Source organism: Paenibacillus sp. alder61, assembly GCF_020179875.1.
GTDB classification, from domain to species: domain Bacteria; phylum Bacillota; class Bacilli; order Paenibacillales; family Paenibacillaceae; genus Fontibacillus; species Fontibacillus faecis.
On the sequence record NZ_JAIUDG010000011.1, the window covers coordinates 146,432 to 160,680 of the forward strand.

Annotated in this window: 12 protein-coding genes; all 12 read right to left on the reverse strand. The window is 55.0% G+C overall.

The features are described from left to right. Positions 1–3 precede the first annotated feature (3 nt). Entirely contained in the window at positions 4–1,179 is a 1,176-nt protein-coding gene (gene csaB / locus LBW89_RS13395; protein ID WP_225039321.1) for a polysaccharide pyruvyl transferase CsaB, read from the reverse strand. Beyond that, positions 1,152–3,077, reverse strand: a complete 1,926-nt coding sequence (locus tag LBW89_RS13400; protein WP_412067003.1) for a DUF5693 family protein — start codon at positions 3,075–3,077, stop codon at positions 1,152–1,154. Before LBW89_RS13400 ends, csaB begins: the two co-directional genes overlap by 28 nt. A gap of 203 nt (positions 3,078–3,280) precedes the next feature. After that, on the reverse strand, positions 3,281–4,999 hold the full coding sequence (locus LBW89_RS13405; protein ID WP_225039323.1) for a phospho-sugar mutase: 1,719 nt from the start codon (positions 4,997–4,999) through the stop codon (positions 3,281–3,283). A 54-nt stretch (positions 5,000–5,053) separates the two neighbouring features. Then, on the reverse strand, positions 5,054–5,476 hold the full coding sequence (gene fabZ, locus LBW89_RS13410) for a 3-hydroxyacyl-ACP dehydratase FabZ (protein ID WP_148452968.1): 423 nt from the start codon (positions 5,474–5,476) through the stop codon (positions 5,054–5,056). A 348-nt stretch (positions 5,477–5,824) separates the two neighbouring features. Continuing rightward, entirely contained in the window at positions 5,825–6,028 is a 204-nt protein-coding gene (locus LBW89_RS13415) for a DNA-directed RNA polymerase subunit beta (RefSeq protein ID WP_148452969.1), read from the reverse strand. Between the two features lie 10 nt (positions 6,029–6,038). Next, entirely contained in the window at positions 6,039–6,842 is an 804-nt protein-coding gene (locus tag LBW89_RS13420; protein WP_148452970.1) for a flagellar hook-basal body protein, read from the reverse strand. A gap of 27 nt (positions 6,843–6,869) precedes the next feature. After that, positions 6,870–7,772, reverse strand: a complete 903-nt coding sequence (locus LBW89_RS13425) for a flagellar hook-basal body protein (RefSeq protein WP_148452971.1) — start codon at positions 7,770–7,772, stop codon at positions 6,870–6,872. Positions 7,773–7,882: 110 nt separating this feature from the next. Next, positions 7,883–8,881 (reverse strand): rod shape-determining protein, encoded by a 999-nt coding sequence (locus LBW89_RS13430; RefSeq protein ID WP_148454466.1) that lies wholly within the window; start codon positions 8,879–8,881, stop codon positions 7,883–7,885. A 218-nt stretch (positions 8,882–9,099) separates the two neighbouring features. Continuing rightward, the gene (gene spoIIID / locus LBW89_RS13435; protein ID WP_114497259.1) at positions 9,100–9,384 is read right to left on the reverse strand and encodes a sporulation transcriptional regulator SpoIIID; all 285 of its coding nucleotides are present in this window, start codon (positions 9,382–9,384) and stop codon (positions 9,100–9,102) included. A gap of 210 nt (positions 9,385–9,594) precedes the next feature. Then, the gene (locus LBW89_RS13440; RefSeq protein WP_148452972.1) at positions 9,595–10,365 is read right to left on the reverse strand and encodes a M23 family metallopeptidase; all 771 of its coding nucleotides are present in this window, start codon (positions 10,363–10,365) and stop codon (positions 9,595–9,597) included. A gap of 98 nt (positions 10,366–10,463) precedes the next feature. After that, positions 10,464–11,801 (reverse strand): stage II sporulation protein D, encoded by a 1,338-nt coding sequence (gene spoIID / locus LBW89_RS13445; protein ID WP_225039324.1) that lies wholly within the window; start codon positions 11,799–11,801, stop codon positions 10,464–10,466. A gap of 904 nt (positions 11,802–12,705) precedes the next feature. After that, on the reverse strand, positions 12,706–14,046 hold the full coding sequence (gene murA / locus LBW89_RS13450; RefSeq protein WP_225039325.1) for a UDP-N-acetylglucosamine 1-carboxyvinyltransferase: 1,341 nt from the start codon (positions 14,044–14,046) through the stop codon (positions 12,706–12,708). Between the last annotated feature and the right edge of the window lie 203 nt (positions 14,047–14,249).

The following is a 14,249-nucleotide window of genomic DNA, read 5'->3' on the forward strand; positions in this document are numbered from 1 at the left end:
AGCTCACCCTTTGCTTCCTAAAAATTCTACGATGCGCCGCGCTGGGGTGCGGGCCTCGCGCTTCAGCTCCGAAATTTTCGGAGCGTGCGCCGTGCGCCAGACATCGCCTTCCAGCAGCAGGCGCTCGGCTTGCGAGGCGACGATCCGGGGATCGAGCTCCTCCGTGGTGCCGACCGGCACACTGCCGAGGCGGCCCAAGAAGTGGTCGATCTTCGGATCGTACGAAACGCCGAGCAGCGGCACTTCCTGCGAAGCCGCATAAATGAGGCTGTGCAGCCTCATTCCGATCAGCAGGCGGCAGCGGCTCACCTCGCGGAGCATCTCGTACGGATGCTCCGTCTCCGCCGCAATACTGACGGTGCTCCCGTGTTCCGCCACATTTCCCAGGCGCTCCATGACGAAGCGCGAAGCTTCGTCATCTCCGGGGACATGAAACGGCAGGAACCGGATATGCACCGGCTTGCGGCGGCAAAGCGAGGCGAGGCCTTCGGCCAGCTTCGCCAGCTCGGTCCGCTCGGAGTTCCAGAAGCGGACCGACACCCCGACCACCGGCAGCTCCTCCCCGCCGGACTCGCCGCCGTTCGGCGACTCGGCGTCGGCAGAAGCACCGCCGATGATAGCGCGCGCGGCCCCCGCCTCCGGCAGGGCCATGCCCATGACCGGGTCCGGAACGACCTGGACGGCCTCCTTCCGGATTCCCATGCTGCGAAGCAGCTCGGCCGATTCGATATCCCGGACCGAAATATATTCGCAGCGGCGGAATACCGAAGCGATCGCCGGCCGGAACAGCTTGCGGCGCACCGGACCGATGCCCTGGGCATAAACGAAGGTCGGTTTGCCCAGCCACTGGGCGATCTTGAGTATTCCCAGATAATAAGGGATCGAGCCAAGCCCGGTCGCGTCCTGCAGCAGGCTCCCTCCGCCGCTGATCAGCCCGTCGCTGTTCTTAATAGCGTTCCTTACCTCTGCCAGTTTCATCCGGTGAACAGCCCGGACCCCGTAAGTCCGGGACGTCCATTCGGGATCGATCGACAACACCACCGGCGTAACGGATATTCCCGCGGTAAGGCTCTCTTCCTCCAGCGCGGACAGAATCGACTGAAGCACGGCCTCGTCCCCGCTGTTGCGGTATCCGTAATAACCGGAAAGGACTATGGTTTGAGAAGACGCGGCGACCATTTATCCCAGCACCTTTCGATAATATGCCAGATCAGAATGGCAATCAGACCGACAAGAAGTCCGAGTCCAAGTCCGAGCAGCCCGCGGATCAACGACAGAACCGCCGGAGTATGAATATGCGCGAACGTATCCACCATGGATAACTGTCCCATAACCGCGACAATCATCGCGTAAATCGCCCAACGGTAACGGAAGGCGGCGAAGACACCGGCAAGGAATAGCGGATGCGCGAGCAAGAACTCCTTGTTGCGCGGACGAACGCCGAACGTGTTTTCCAGGAAGGAGCGGAACTGGGCTTCTCCGGGCAGCAGCGTTCCGGCGTTTCCGGTACGCGACATATAATAGTACGCAACGACGGCAAGCACACCCGCCGCAACCACCCACACCAACGTAATCGGCATACGCATCCAATTGCGAAGTTCCTGCCAAACCGAGCTTCCCTGGTAAAGGAAAACATACACGGCCACCAACAAAATCGGAGCCAGATGCAGCAAACTTACGCCGCGGAATTGGTCAAGCACCAGACTATATGTGATATTGTTCAGCAGTGCAATCACGAACGGGACCGCCGCCAGCGAAATAACCGCCGTTTTGACGTAAAGAACAACCGCGTGGGTCAACCGGCGTCCGGCCGTGAGGCTCGGATGGGCTTCCCGGATGTCCTTCACCTTTCGAATCGCAAGAATGGTCGCGATCGTCGGCGCGCTGATGGCCACGAACAAAGCGAGCACTTTTTCCAGCAAAGAAGGCTGCAATACGTAAAGCCCCGCCGAGCCGATGAGCCCGAGCACGAACGCCAAAAGCGTCAGCGGTGCGATAAAGTAAGAAATCAACAGAGCGATAAAGGCCACTCCGCCCAAAACGACGATGGCTTTCAAATATTTTTGCCAGGAGGCGTCATGAATTTTGAAAGCCTCCGCCTGCCCTATCTCGAAGCCGTTTTGCTGCATGCGTGCAATGGCCCCCTCCGGCCCCTTAAGCGAGTCCACCAAGTTATTGATCGGATTGGTTATGGCCGCTTTGGTGGCGTCCTTGGACGGCGATGCGTTCAAATAAATCATCCGGATATTCCGGTCTTTGGTAGCCAGGGCGAACCGATCGGCCAGCACGGCCTTGTCCTGGCTAGCCTCCGTATCCGCCAGGGAATGCAGGCGGACAACGTTGTAGTCCGTCAAATAGGCCAACTGATTCAACCCTTTTTGCGGGGCTTTCAAGTTTTCGATGGCCGCAAGGCCAATCCCGTGCTTCTTGAGCAGCTCCGCAAAAGATTTAAGGCTGTTCTTCTCGGCGTTTTCCTGAAATCCTTTAACCGCTTCCCCGTCGAACAGAATCCGCTTGACCCCGGTCTCGGCATAGAACGCCAATTGCTGGTCCACCAATTCCTGATCGTAAGGAACATTGTCGGAAAGCCGAGGCAGAATATTGAAACCTTTCTCCCGCAGCATCTCATAGGCGAACGGATCGAGCGGCAATTGTTTCAATACCGCTTCTTCCACACCCATGTGAAGAACAAGCCCCTCATGATCCTCATATTTCCATGGAGCCACGGAAACACCCTGCTTCTCGAAAGTTTCAAGGATCATCGGCCGAAGAATTTCCTCGTTCTCTGGGCTGGTGAAAACGACATACGTATAATTGCTGTCCGGAGAAACGACCGTCCGCGTCAGCCTTGCCGCCTCCGCCGCGCCAAACACCATGATCCGGCGCGTCTTCGACAATTCGTCGAGCGTGCTTTCGAACATCGCCATCGTATTGACGCCGGCCTCTTTCAGCTTGTCCAGCTGTTCATCCAGGTAAGCTGCCGGATTGGCCTGATACGAGGCAATATCCAACAACCCTCTGTAATTAAATACGATTTCCACTTTATTCGCCGACGACTCCGTTTGCACACGCTGCATAATTACGGGCAAAGACGCCACGATGCCGACAATGACCAAGATCCATAACCATTTGCGGGAAGCGTCATTCCACCGCTGCCAACTTCGAATCACAAGGGTACCTCCTCAAAAGTAAAAAAATCACGGCATGGCCGCCCCGCTGAAAAAAGTAATTTTGCGAGGCGGCACCGGTTCGCCGTTAAATCTGTATCTGCTTCCGCCTTTTAAGCGTCTACGCGGGCGAGTACATTCTCCTCCAAACGTGACAGGCGGTCCTTGGCATCTTCATTCGACGTGCCGCGGACGGCAAAGTAGAATTTGATTTTCGGCTCCGTTCCCGACGGACGGAGGCAGAACCACGAACCGTCCTCCAGCAGGAACTTCAGGACGTTCTCTTTCGGGAGTCCCTCGATTCCCTTCAGGTAATCCCGCATTTCCGCAACCCGGATTCCCGCTACATCTTGCGGCGGGTTGGCGCGGAAGTCCTCCATCAATGCCGTGATTTTGGCTAACCCGTCTTTGCCTTTCAATGTGCGGGAAGCGAGGGATTCACGGTAGTAGCCGAATTGCCGGTACAATTCCTCCAGAACGTCGATCAGCGTCTTGCCCTGCCGCTTGTAATAGGCCGCAGCCTCGCAAATCAAGGTAGAGGCAACAATCGCGTCCTTATCGCGGGCATAATTGCCGGCCAGATAACCATAGCTTTCCTCATAACCGAACAAATACGTATGCTGACCGGTTTGATCGAATTCGTTCATTTTTTCCCCGATATATTTGAAACCGGTAAGCGTATTGAAGACGGAGGCCCCGTAATGACGCGCGATCTCCGCTCCGAATTCACTGGTAACAATCGTTTTAACGACCGCCCCGTTCGACGGTAACGCGCCTCTCTCCTTCATTTGGCTGAGCACGTAATGAACGAGCAGCGAGCCCGACTGGTTGCCGGTCAGAATTTCATATTCGCCGTCCTTCGTCCGGACCACCGCGCCCATCCGGTCCGCGTCGGGATCCGTACCGATCAGGATGTCCGCGCCGATTTTTTTACCCAGCTCGATGGCCATCGTAAACGCTTCCCGCTCCTCCGGATTCGGGGATTTCACGGTCGAAAAGTCACCATCCGGCTGCTCTTGCTCGTTAACGACGTGCACCTGCGTGAAGCCGATTTTCTCCAGCGCGCGGCGTACCGGCATATTCCCCGTGCCGTGCAATGGGGTGAACACGACGACGAGATCCTTGGCCGCACCGGCCGCCATCAATTCCCGGTTTACGCTCGTATTCGCCACCGTCTCCACAAAAGCTTCGTCTTCCGCTTCCCCAAGCCAGAGCAGAAGCCCTTTGGCTTCCGCTTCCTCGCGGCTCAAACGCTTGACTTCTTTCAACGAAGTCAAGGCTTGAATGTTTCCGATCACCCGCTCGGCCTCATGAGGGACCAACTGTCCGCCGGAAGCGTTATAGACCTTATAGCCGTTATATTCCGGAGGGTTATGGCTCGCCGTAATGACAATCCCGCCCGTAGCTTTCAAACTGCGCACGGAAAAAGACAGCTGCGGCGTCGGCCGAAGCGATGGAAACAGCTTGGCGACAATGCCGTTGCCGGCCAAAACCAGCGCGGCCTCCAGCGCGAATTCGGGTGAGAAGTGGCGGCAATCATGGGCAATGACCACGGAAGGCCGCCCTTCTTTGCCGGCATGCTCCTCCAGGATATATTGAGCGAAGCCTTGCGTAGCCCGGGCCACGGTGTAGCGGTTCATCCGGTTGCTTCCGGCTCCGATCACACCGCGCAAACCGCCGGTTCCGAATTCCAGATCGCGGTAGAAGCGGTCTTCCAATTCCGCGGGGTTGCTCTCCAAGGAACGGAGCTCTTGTTTGGTCGTCTCATCAATGGATGGATCGTTTAGCCAGCTATCCAATTTCTCTTTAATCGTCACACTCAACTCAGTCATGGTTTCAAAAAGGCCTCCTTACTGGTATCTCAAATCATGGACTCCAAATCCCATTTAGGATAACGCAAACATAATTTCGCCCTCTGCGACAATTTTATCATCGACCTTGGCGACCGCATGCCCCTTGCCGATGGAGCCCTTCATTCGGGTAATCTCCACTTCGAGCCGGAGCGTGTCGCCCGGATAAACCTGTCCGCGGAAGCGAAAACCATCCAGACCGGCCAAAAAGCCGATTTTCCCCTTATTGCTCTCCACGTTCAAGATCGCCGCCGCCCCCACCTGGGCCAGGGCTTCCGTAATCAGTACGCCGGGCATTACGGGAAAGCCGGGAAAATGCCCGGCAAAGAACGGTTCATTGACCGTCACGTTCTTGATCCCTACCGCTCTTTTGCCTTCCTCCATCTCAATAATCCGGTCCACCAAAAGAAACGGCGGACGATGAGGGATGATTTCCTGAATTTGATTAGTATCAAGCATTATGTAATACCTACCCCTTTCCATATCCTTCGTTGGTTTGTTTTCATTTCCGGCCTGCTGGCCTCGCTCATTTTCCGTATAAAAGACACGGTGCGCGGCTACACTGATAGTATCCTCCGCATCTGCAGAAGCGGAGGTTAAGATAAGGGGCTTATCCGCAGACGGTTTACCCGCGTGCGGATCAAGCCCTTTTGATGTTCGAGCCTCGCACATTCCTCCATCATTATACATTTTATGACCCAAAAAAGAAAACTCCCGCCCCCGGGAGTTTCATCCAATCCATGCATTCAGTTTCTTCTATTATAAAAAGCCGAAATTCATTAATACCCTTGTTCATGGGAAGGCCGATCAGGGTGCGAAGACCAGGTCGAATACATGCCTCCATGTATTCCACTGCAAAATCCCCGAAATGTCTTGCTTTCCCAATACGACATAACCGACCGCGGCGCCTCCGATCAGAGCGACGATCAAAAACAACAGAATCAGAAAGATCCGCAAGACGGTGATCCACCCGCTGCGTTTTACCGCTGACGGGGTATTCTCCTGGGTCATGATGCTCCACCTACCCGCGCAAGTTATTCGCCAAGCCCATCATCGTTTCGCTGGAAGTCAGTGCCCGGGCGGCGAGCTGATAAGCGCGCTGCACTTGCATCATCTCGGCCATTTCATCTGCCATATTTACGTTGGAGCTTTCCAATGCACCTTGGCGAAGCGATGCCTGGTTCGTCGTGTCTTCAAGCACATTGTCCTCAATGGCACCCGCAGCTAAGGCGTATAAGTTGCCGTCGACCGATTCGAGGGCATCCGGCCGAAGCGGCGTCTTTAATTGAAAGCGCCCGAGCGCGGTCGCTCCAGCCTCGGTCACCGCGCTGATGTTGCCCCGAGGATCCACCTGCAGTTTGGCGCCGGAAGGCACCGCGATGCGGTCCCCGCCCGCATTTAATACATAGTGGCCCTGCTTGGTTACCAGATAACTGGACTCCGGATCATTCGGGTCCGGCTGGATGCTGAAATCGCCCCCGCGGGTATAGGCCTTGCCTTCAGGCGTCAGTACCGCAAACAAAGCGTTGCCTTCAATGGCGAAATCCGTCGGATTGTCGGTCTCTTTGATCGACCCTTGGGCAAAATTGCTGGTGATCGAGGTCACTCGAGATCCGAAGCCCATATCAAATCCGAGAGGCGTGGCTCTCCCGGGTAAGTCCATCTTGGAAATCTGTTGCTTCACCCGGGTCAGCGTATCTTCAAAAGACGCTTCCTGACGTTTGTAACCGGTGTTGTCCAGGTTGGCGATATTGTTCGAAATCACGTCCAGACGCTTCTGGATTCCGTTCATTGAAACCATCGCGCTGATCATGGAGTTGTTCATGAGGCACCTCCTTGGTTAAAGCCAGATTTAGACGCGTCCGATTTCATTAACGGCCTTCTCCAAGCTTTTATCGTAAAATTGAATAACTTTTTGGTTCGATTCGTAAGCGCGCTGCGCCGCAAGCAGATCCACCATCGCCTGAGCCGTATCGATATTGGAGCCCTCCAGGTATCCTTGCCGAACTTGCACACCTTCCAGCCCTTGCTGCGGAAGCGGCTGAATGTCCGCGGCTTCCGGATCCTTGGCACGGAATACACCGTTGCCGTCGCGCACCAGTTCCTGCGGCCGATTGACTACAGAAACTCCGAGCGTTGCGACATCGACTCTAGTCCCTGTATCGTCATAAGTGAACAGGTTCCCCTGCGCATCGGACTGCATATATTCCAATGACTGACCTTGAGCGAGCACGATCGGGTTGCCCTGGTTGTTAAGCACGCGCTGACCTGTCGAGGTCCGCAGTTCACCGTTGGCGGTTACGGTAAAATTCCCGTCCCGGGTGTAGCGGACTTCGTCATTATTGTCCATGACCGCAAAGAAGGCTTCAGGACGATAGATGACTTCGCCGTCTTCACTGACGTATTTCCCCGAAGCATCGAAAGGAATCGGCTGCCCCGTCGCCGGGTCGTTCAGGCTGAGGCTGGTCATCAGCGCGAAGTTCGAGGCTTTGCCCGTTTCACGCAAGTCCCCCTGCACAAAAGAGGACATGCTCTCCTCCGCAAAAACGCCCGTCGTCAATTTACCGATACGCTTGGCGTATCCGGACTGCTTGTCGCCCATCAGCGAGACCAGCATATCCGGAAAAGAGCGGTTTATCGAATTCACTTGCTTGTAACCCGGGGTGTTGATATTTGCGATATTCTGCGTCACCGTATCATGCCGCCGCTGCTCCGTAATCATCCCGGATGCCGCGGTGTAAAGCCCTCTTAACATGGACAAACCTCCAAACTAAGTTGCCGGTGAATGTTCCGGACCGGATTGATTCATACTATTTATGTCAATCGCGACTCGCGATTGTATTCCTATATCTTTATATCGGCGGATTAGAACTTTTTCTTAACGACCCGGTCCAAATTATCCAGCATGATGCCGGTTCCTTTAACAACACAGTGCATCGGATCTTCGGCAATCAAAACCGGAACGTGAAGCTCCTCGGCCAGCAGCTCGTCCAACCCGTTCAGCAGAGCGCCCCCGCCCGTCAAAATGACCCCGCGGTCGATGATATCGGCGGACAGTTCCGGCGGAGTGCGCTCCAGCACCGATTTCGCAGCGGTGACGATCGAGGATACCGGATCGGCCAAAGCTTCTTGAATTTCGGCGGACGTTACGGTAATCGTAAGCGGAAGCCCGGATACCATATCCCTTCCGCGGATATCCATTTCCGCCACACGTCCGGTAGGATGGACGGTTCCGATCGCGATTTTGATATCTTCCGCGGTGCGCTCCCCGATCAACAGCTTGTACTTCGTTTTAATATATTTAATGATGGCGCCATCAAACTTGTCCCCGGCGATTTTGATGGACGAAGCCGTGACGATGTCTCCCATCGAAAGCACCGCCACATCCGTCGTCCCTCCGCCGATGTCGACAACCATGTTGCCGCTCGGTTCGAAAATGTCCATTCCCGCGCCAATCGCCGCGGCTTTCGGTTCTTCTTCCATAAAAACCTCTTTGGCCCCGCTGTGTTCCGCCGCTTCGCGAATCGACTTCTGCTCGACGGACGTAATGTTCGTCGGCGCACAAATCAGAATGCGCGGATGGCTGTACCAGCTCCGGCCTCCAACACGGTCAATGAAATGCTTGAGCATCGTTTCCGTAATTTCAAAATCGGCAATGACGCCGTCCCTCAAAGGACGGATCGCGATGATATTTCCCGGTGTACGGCCGACCATCTTTCGTGCTTCTTCACCGACAGCCAACACGCGTTTTGCGTCACTATCGATCGCCACCACGGACGGCTCGTCGAGAACGACTCCCTTTCCCTTGACATGAATCAGCACATTGGCTGTGCCCAAATCAATACCAATATCCTTGCTCATCATCACGATGCTCCCCCAAAACGTATTTTCATGACTTAGTATATGGTAAAAGCTTCCCCGAATCACGGAGCCGATATTCGACAAATACGTCGCGAAAAACTGCAAAACTCGGGATTATTGGATAAAAATCCTCATTCTCATACCATATTTAAAAATACCATACTTTGGGGGAGGTGTTCAATCACAATCCTTGCTTGCCGGGTAAATAATCTATTTACCCTCTAACGGGCCGAGCTAATCACTTCCCGCTTCGATTGGCCTTTTTTCTTATACTTGATTTTCGTTGCCTCGCCTCCCCGAAGATGTCTGATCGACTTATGATATTCGAGAATGTGCTTGACCTGGTCCGCCAAATCCGGATTGATCTCCGGCAAACGCTCGGTTAAGTCTTTATGCACCGTGCTTTTCGATACGCCGAATTCCTTGGCAATGGTCCGAACCGTGTGCCGAGTTTCCACAATGCAGCGACCGATTTTTATCGTCCGTTCCTTGATGTAATCGTGCACGCTCCCGCCTCCCTACTCGAGATAGTTTGGTACATTATATGAGGGGCGTGCCTATATATTCTTTGTTTCCAAGCCTGACAAGCCCGGGCGCGGCCAATTATTTTGACCGAGGTTTGTCCGGAGCCGCCAATCACGGGGAGAAAACGGCCGTGGGCATCACAAAAAAACGGGAAGCCCGAAGGGCTTCCCGTTTTGCGGTTAAGTGGCGTATTATTGATTTTTCGGAAGCACTTGGACCGGGTTAACCAGTTCCCCGTTTTCATAAACGGCAAAGTGAACATGGATGCCAAGATCTTTTTCCATCTCGTTCCGGCCGGCCATGGCGATGACATCGCCTTGTTTTACTTCGGCGTTCAGCTTCACTTTCACGTCGGCCAAGCTCTCATACACGGTTTTGAGATTGTTGGCGTGTGTGATTTCGACAACGAAGCCGAGCAGCGGAACCTCTTCCACCCGGGTCACTTTTCCGCCCATCGCGGCGGTAACCTCAAAGGATTGTTTGTCCTCACGGGCCAAATCGATTCCGGTGTTGGCGATAAACGTGTCGTTGTACTGAACCAGCGCAGCTTCGTGATCCTTGGCACTCGCCTCATTGTCGTAAAACGGTCTGACGACGGCCACTTCCGACGCTTTTGCCACCGGCCAAACCAAATCTTCGGCGACCGCTGTCGTTTCGGCCGCTTTCTCATTTCCGGCCTTCGTCTCTTGCGCGGTTTTATCCCCACTCGGCAGGTCCTGGCCGTCCGGCGACTCCACGGAATCCGTCACGCTGGCAGGTGTGGAATCCATCGGCTTCTGGCTGGCATCTTGGTAGACCCACACTAAGGTTAGTATAATTGCCGCTGCTGCCATGTACACCGCCGGGTAAACCCATCTCTTGGACAATAGTTTCTTCCATGCGGATACCGGTACGACCGGCTCTCCCATTGCAATTTTAGGAGATTCCTCATGGGGTTTGTTTTTGTTGTTCTGTTCATTCATTTGCTCATCACCTCAGTAACCAGTGTTACCGCGGCCCGAGCTTTTATACTTCGCTTTATATCAATTTTTAAAAATTTTCAAGAGTCGTGAACTCCCAACTATTTCAACAGATCGACGGTCTCCTCGAAAGAAATTCCGGTATAGTAGTGTTTGAGAATCTCAGCCGCGGTATATCCGTGTTGGGCCATCGCGTTCGCCCCCCATTGGCTCATGCCGACGCCATGTCCATACCCGTAGGTTGTAATCTTCACGTTGTTGCCGTCCACGTCCAGCCTGAACTGGCTGGAGCGCAGCCCCAGCTTCTCCCGCACCTCTCTCCCGGTATATGTTTTGCTCCCTATCTGTATTTCCTTAACGCGCCGGCCCGAAGTATAAGAAAGGATCCGAAAGAGTCGTTCGGGGTACGCCGTTTTCTTCGTTAAGCCCCCGGAGACGGGGGTGGCCGGGACGGTTTGACCCAGCTTGACCAATACCTCACTGACGGGAAGCGTAACGGTTACTTCATGTTTGGGATTCACCCCGGCCTCCCAGGGACTGGCGACACTGCGCAGGTAAGGCACTTTAAGCGACCAGTACTCCTCCGAATTTTCCGTGTAACCCCCGCTCGCCGAAAAAAAAGCGGCCGTGATCGGTCGTCCCTGATACGTCATCACGATTCCGCGGGTTTCCTGTACCGCCCGTTCCAGCTTGGCCAACTGCTCCGTCTTCCCGTCCCGCTTCCAATTCTCCAGCGTCTTCCGGGACAGGTACGCCTGATGGTCCACCGTGTCCTTGACGTCCGCCTTGCCGCCGGGAATGCCGCTTGTATCCCGGGCGGCCAGCCGGCGGACGATAAAGGTGCGGGCCGCGACCGCCTGCGCTTTGAGCGCTTCCAGCTCAAAGTCCGACGGCATCTCGGCCGCCAGCACACCGGTCACGTACTGTTCGAGCGGCAGGGTTTCCACGGACTGGTCGCGCGTGAGGTAGACGCGCACCAGGGTCCGATCCTCGGCGGGCGTGCCCTCCGCCGGGGCAAGCCGCTCCGAGCCCGCGCCGCCTGCGGCCGCGGGCGTCCGGGCCTGCGGCGGCTGCGCGGCCGCAGGAGGGTGCGGCGCCGGCGGCGGGCCCGTGCGGCCGGCCAGCAGCGCCGGCAGCAGCACCGCGAGCGCGGCCAGCGCCACCAGCGCCGCCAGCCCGGCGGCGAGCGTCCCGTCCTTCCTTCCGCTCCTGCGGAAGGAAGGACGCAGCGGCGCGCCGGGCGCAAGGCGCACCCGCAGCGGAGGTTTCCCCGCTGCGGGGCCTGTGCTTGTCGGCCCGTGTGTTCCTTCACGGGCCTCCCCCCTTTCCTGCTCCGCCTCCTTCTTCAAAGCGCTCGGTTCATCCAGCTTCACCTTAATTTTATTTTTTTCATAGATCCATTGTTCTCGAGGTTGGCTCGGGTTCTCTTGCTCCTTCATCTCGTTCTCATCCCCTCCGGATTCCTGCTGCAGCCTCGCTGTGGGCCCAACCGCTTCCATCGAAGCTTGCCTTTGCTGCAACCTAGCTTTTTGGTTCGTACTATTGAATCCCCGATATACTTATAGATATGAGTTTTAACGGATTGCTAGAACTTATTCCGAGAGGGATATAGAAGAAGACATAAGGAGGGAATCCGTGCTTCAATGTTTACTTGTGCCGCCTATTTACGACTTCCCGCCTCGGCGTAGCGGCGCTCAATCCGACGGTGACCGGAATTTTTCCAGCCGCTCGCTGCCATAACGGCCTTTTGGGCCGTTATTTAGACCCGATTCGGCTTCACGGGCATAATAGCGTTCAAAAAGCACTGATGTTGCATTAAAACTAACATGGTGCTGTTTATCCGCAATCTTCCTTATCGCCTGATATATTAGCGGCCTTTTGGGCCGTTATTTCGCCCCGATTTGCGTTTTCGGGAAAAATAGCGGCCAAAAAGGTCCTTATTTCACTGATGCTGGTCCAAAAATCAGGTTTCGGTCCGCTTTTCCCCAAAATAAGGCCCCAAAAGACCGCTATTTCTCACCGAGGGGATGAATTCGACAAAATAGGGCCCCAAATGGTCCTTATCCTCCCGTCAGGCTTCAAAAAGGGAGACGATTACGGTCATTAATCCCTTCGGGTTAATGCAACGCTAGCGGTCAACAAGGGCCTTATTTCCCTTGTGCTAACCCCCGAAACAGGGTTTGGACCGCCTTTTCCCAAAAATAAGCACCCAAAAAGCCGCTATTCGGTTCCGATGAGCCAAAGGAGGGTTTCCTCTTGTTGTGCCCCATAGCAACATGACAAAAAACCACGCCTTCCGGCGTGGTCCGTGTTGTCTTACCTATAGAATTACGCTTGCCGATATCAAGCCCAGGTCGGCTGGACTTTGAACAGCGGCAGTTCCTCTTGTGCTGGGACCGTCGTTTTCTCGGCTACAGCCTCCTTGCCTTCCGTGATCCGCCAAATATCGGCGCCCAGTCCGGACAATTTCTCGGCCAGATGAACGTAGCCGCGGTCGATATGATGAGTCCCGGTCACTTCCGTCGTTCCGTCGGCCACCAGGCCCGCGATAATCAATGCGGCTCCGGCACGCAGATCGGTTGCGCAGACCTTGGCTCCGCTAAGCTTGGCTCCGCCGGTTACGATCGCGCTGCGTCCTTCCACCTTAATCTCCGCGTTCATGAGGCGGAACTGATCCACATGCATAAAGCGGTTCTCAAAAACCGTTTCGGTCACTACGCTGGTTCCTTCGGAAACCAGCAGCAGCGCCATCATCTGCGATTGCATATCCGTCGGAAAACCCGGATACGGCAATGTTTTGACGTCCACCGCCTTTAGAGGCTTATCCGCCATAACGCGCAAGCCATTCTCCTGAATCTCCACGCGCACGCCCATTTCTTCGAGCTTCGAGATGATCGGACCCAAGTGATCGGCGATCGCTCCTTCCACGAACACATTACCGCCGGTTGCCGCGGCTGCGATCATGAAAGTTCCCGCTTCAATGCGGTCCGGGATCACGGTGTGCTCCACTCCATGAAGCTTCTCGACGCCTTCGATTCGAATCACGCCGGTGCCGGCTCCCCGGACGATAGCGCCCATGCCGTTCAAATAATTGGCCAGATCCACGATTTCCGGTTCTTTGGCCGCATTCTCAATCACTGTGGTGCCTTCGGCCAGCGTGGCCGCCATCATGATGTTCTCCGTCGCCCCGACGCTCGCCACGTCCAAATAAATTTTCGCCCCGCGGAGTCTGCCTTGGGATCTGGCTTCGATAAAGCCCTGCCCCAGGTTAATTTCCGCTCCCATCGCTTCAAAGCCTTTGAGGTGCTGGTCGATCGGTCTTGTACCGATGGCGCAGCCTCCCGGCAATGAGATTCGTGTGTATCCCGTTCTGGTCAGCAAAGGGCCCATGACGAGAAAAGACGCCCGCATTTTCCGTACCCATTCGTACGGCGCTTCACATGAAGCGATAGTTTGAGCATCGACCGTAATTACTTCACGGTCGTATGTAACGGTCGCTCCAAGCGATTCCAATACTTTATTTATGGTCATTACATCATCCAAAGGAGGGGCATCACGTATAATGCTTACGCCTTCCTCGCCCAGCAAGGATGCTGCAATGATTGGCAGCACTGAATTTTTAGCTCCGCTAACTTTAACGTTCCCGGCCAAAACATTGCCACCGCGGACGATAAATTTGCTCATCTTGGTTCCCTCCGCGCGTTCATTTTCACCATTTCCCCTAAATTTCATCATATCATCGGTCATTTGAGGCGCACAAGGCTCTAAACCTGTCGAAAAGACGAGAAATACCGAGGAAACGGCGCTGTCTTCAAGCCAGGATCGTCTAAACGTACTGTAGTCCTTATTCACCATTGTTGACACAATGTTTTGATGTTATTCGACAA

Bases quoted from the DNA above. Each gene is read 5' to 3' on its own strand.
- csaB (WP_225039321.1), bottom strand. From the start codon at position 1,179: ATGGTCGCCGCGTCTTCTCAAACCATAGTCCTTTCCGGTTATTACGGA.
- LBW89_RS13400 (WP_412067003.1), bottom strand. From the start codon at position 3,077: ATGCAGCGTGTGCAAACGGAGTCGTCGGCGAATAAAGTGGAAATCGTA.
- LBW89_RS13405 (WP_225039323.1), bottom strand. From the start codon at position 4,999: ATGACTGAGTTGAGTGTGACGATTAAAGAGAAATTGGATAGCTGGCTA.
- fabZ (WP_148452968.1), bottom strand. From the start codon at position 5,476: ATGCTTGATACTAATCAAATTCAGGAAATCATCCCTCATCGTCCGCCG.
- LBW89_RS13415 (WP_148452969.1), bottom strand. From the start codon at position 6,028: ATGACCCAGGAGAATACCCCGTCAGCGGTAAAACGCAGCGGGTGGATC.
- LBW89_RS13420 (WP_148452970.1), bottom strand. From the start codon at position 6,842: ATGAACAACTCCATGATCAGCGCGATGGTTTCAATGAACGGAATCCAG.
- LBW89_RS13425 (WP_148452971.1), bottom strand. From the start codon at position 7,772: ATGTTAAGAGGGCTTTACACCGCGGCATCCGGGATGATTACGGAGCAG.
- LBW89_RS13430 (WP_148454466.1), bottom strand. From the start codon at position 8,881: ATGATGAGCAAGGATATTGGTATTGATTTGGGCACAGCCAATGTGCTG.
- LBW89_RS13440 (WP_148452972.1), bottom strand. From the start codon at position 10,365: ATGAATGAACAGAACAACAAAAACAAACCCCATGAGGAATCTCCTAAA.
- spoIID (WP_225039324.1), bottom strand. From the start codon at position 11,801: ATGAAGGAGCAAGAGAACCCGAGCCAACCTCGAGAACAATGGATCTAT.
- murA (WP_225039325.1), bottom strand. From the start codon at position 14,046: ATGAGCAAATTTATCGTCCGCGGTGGCAATGTTTTGGCCGGGAACGTT.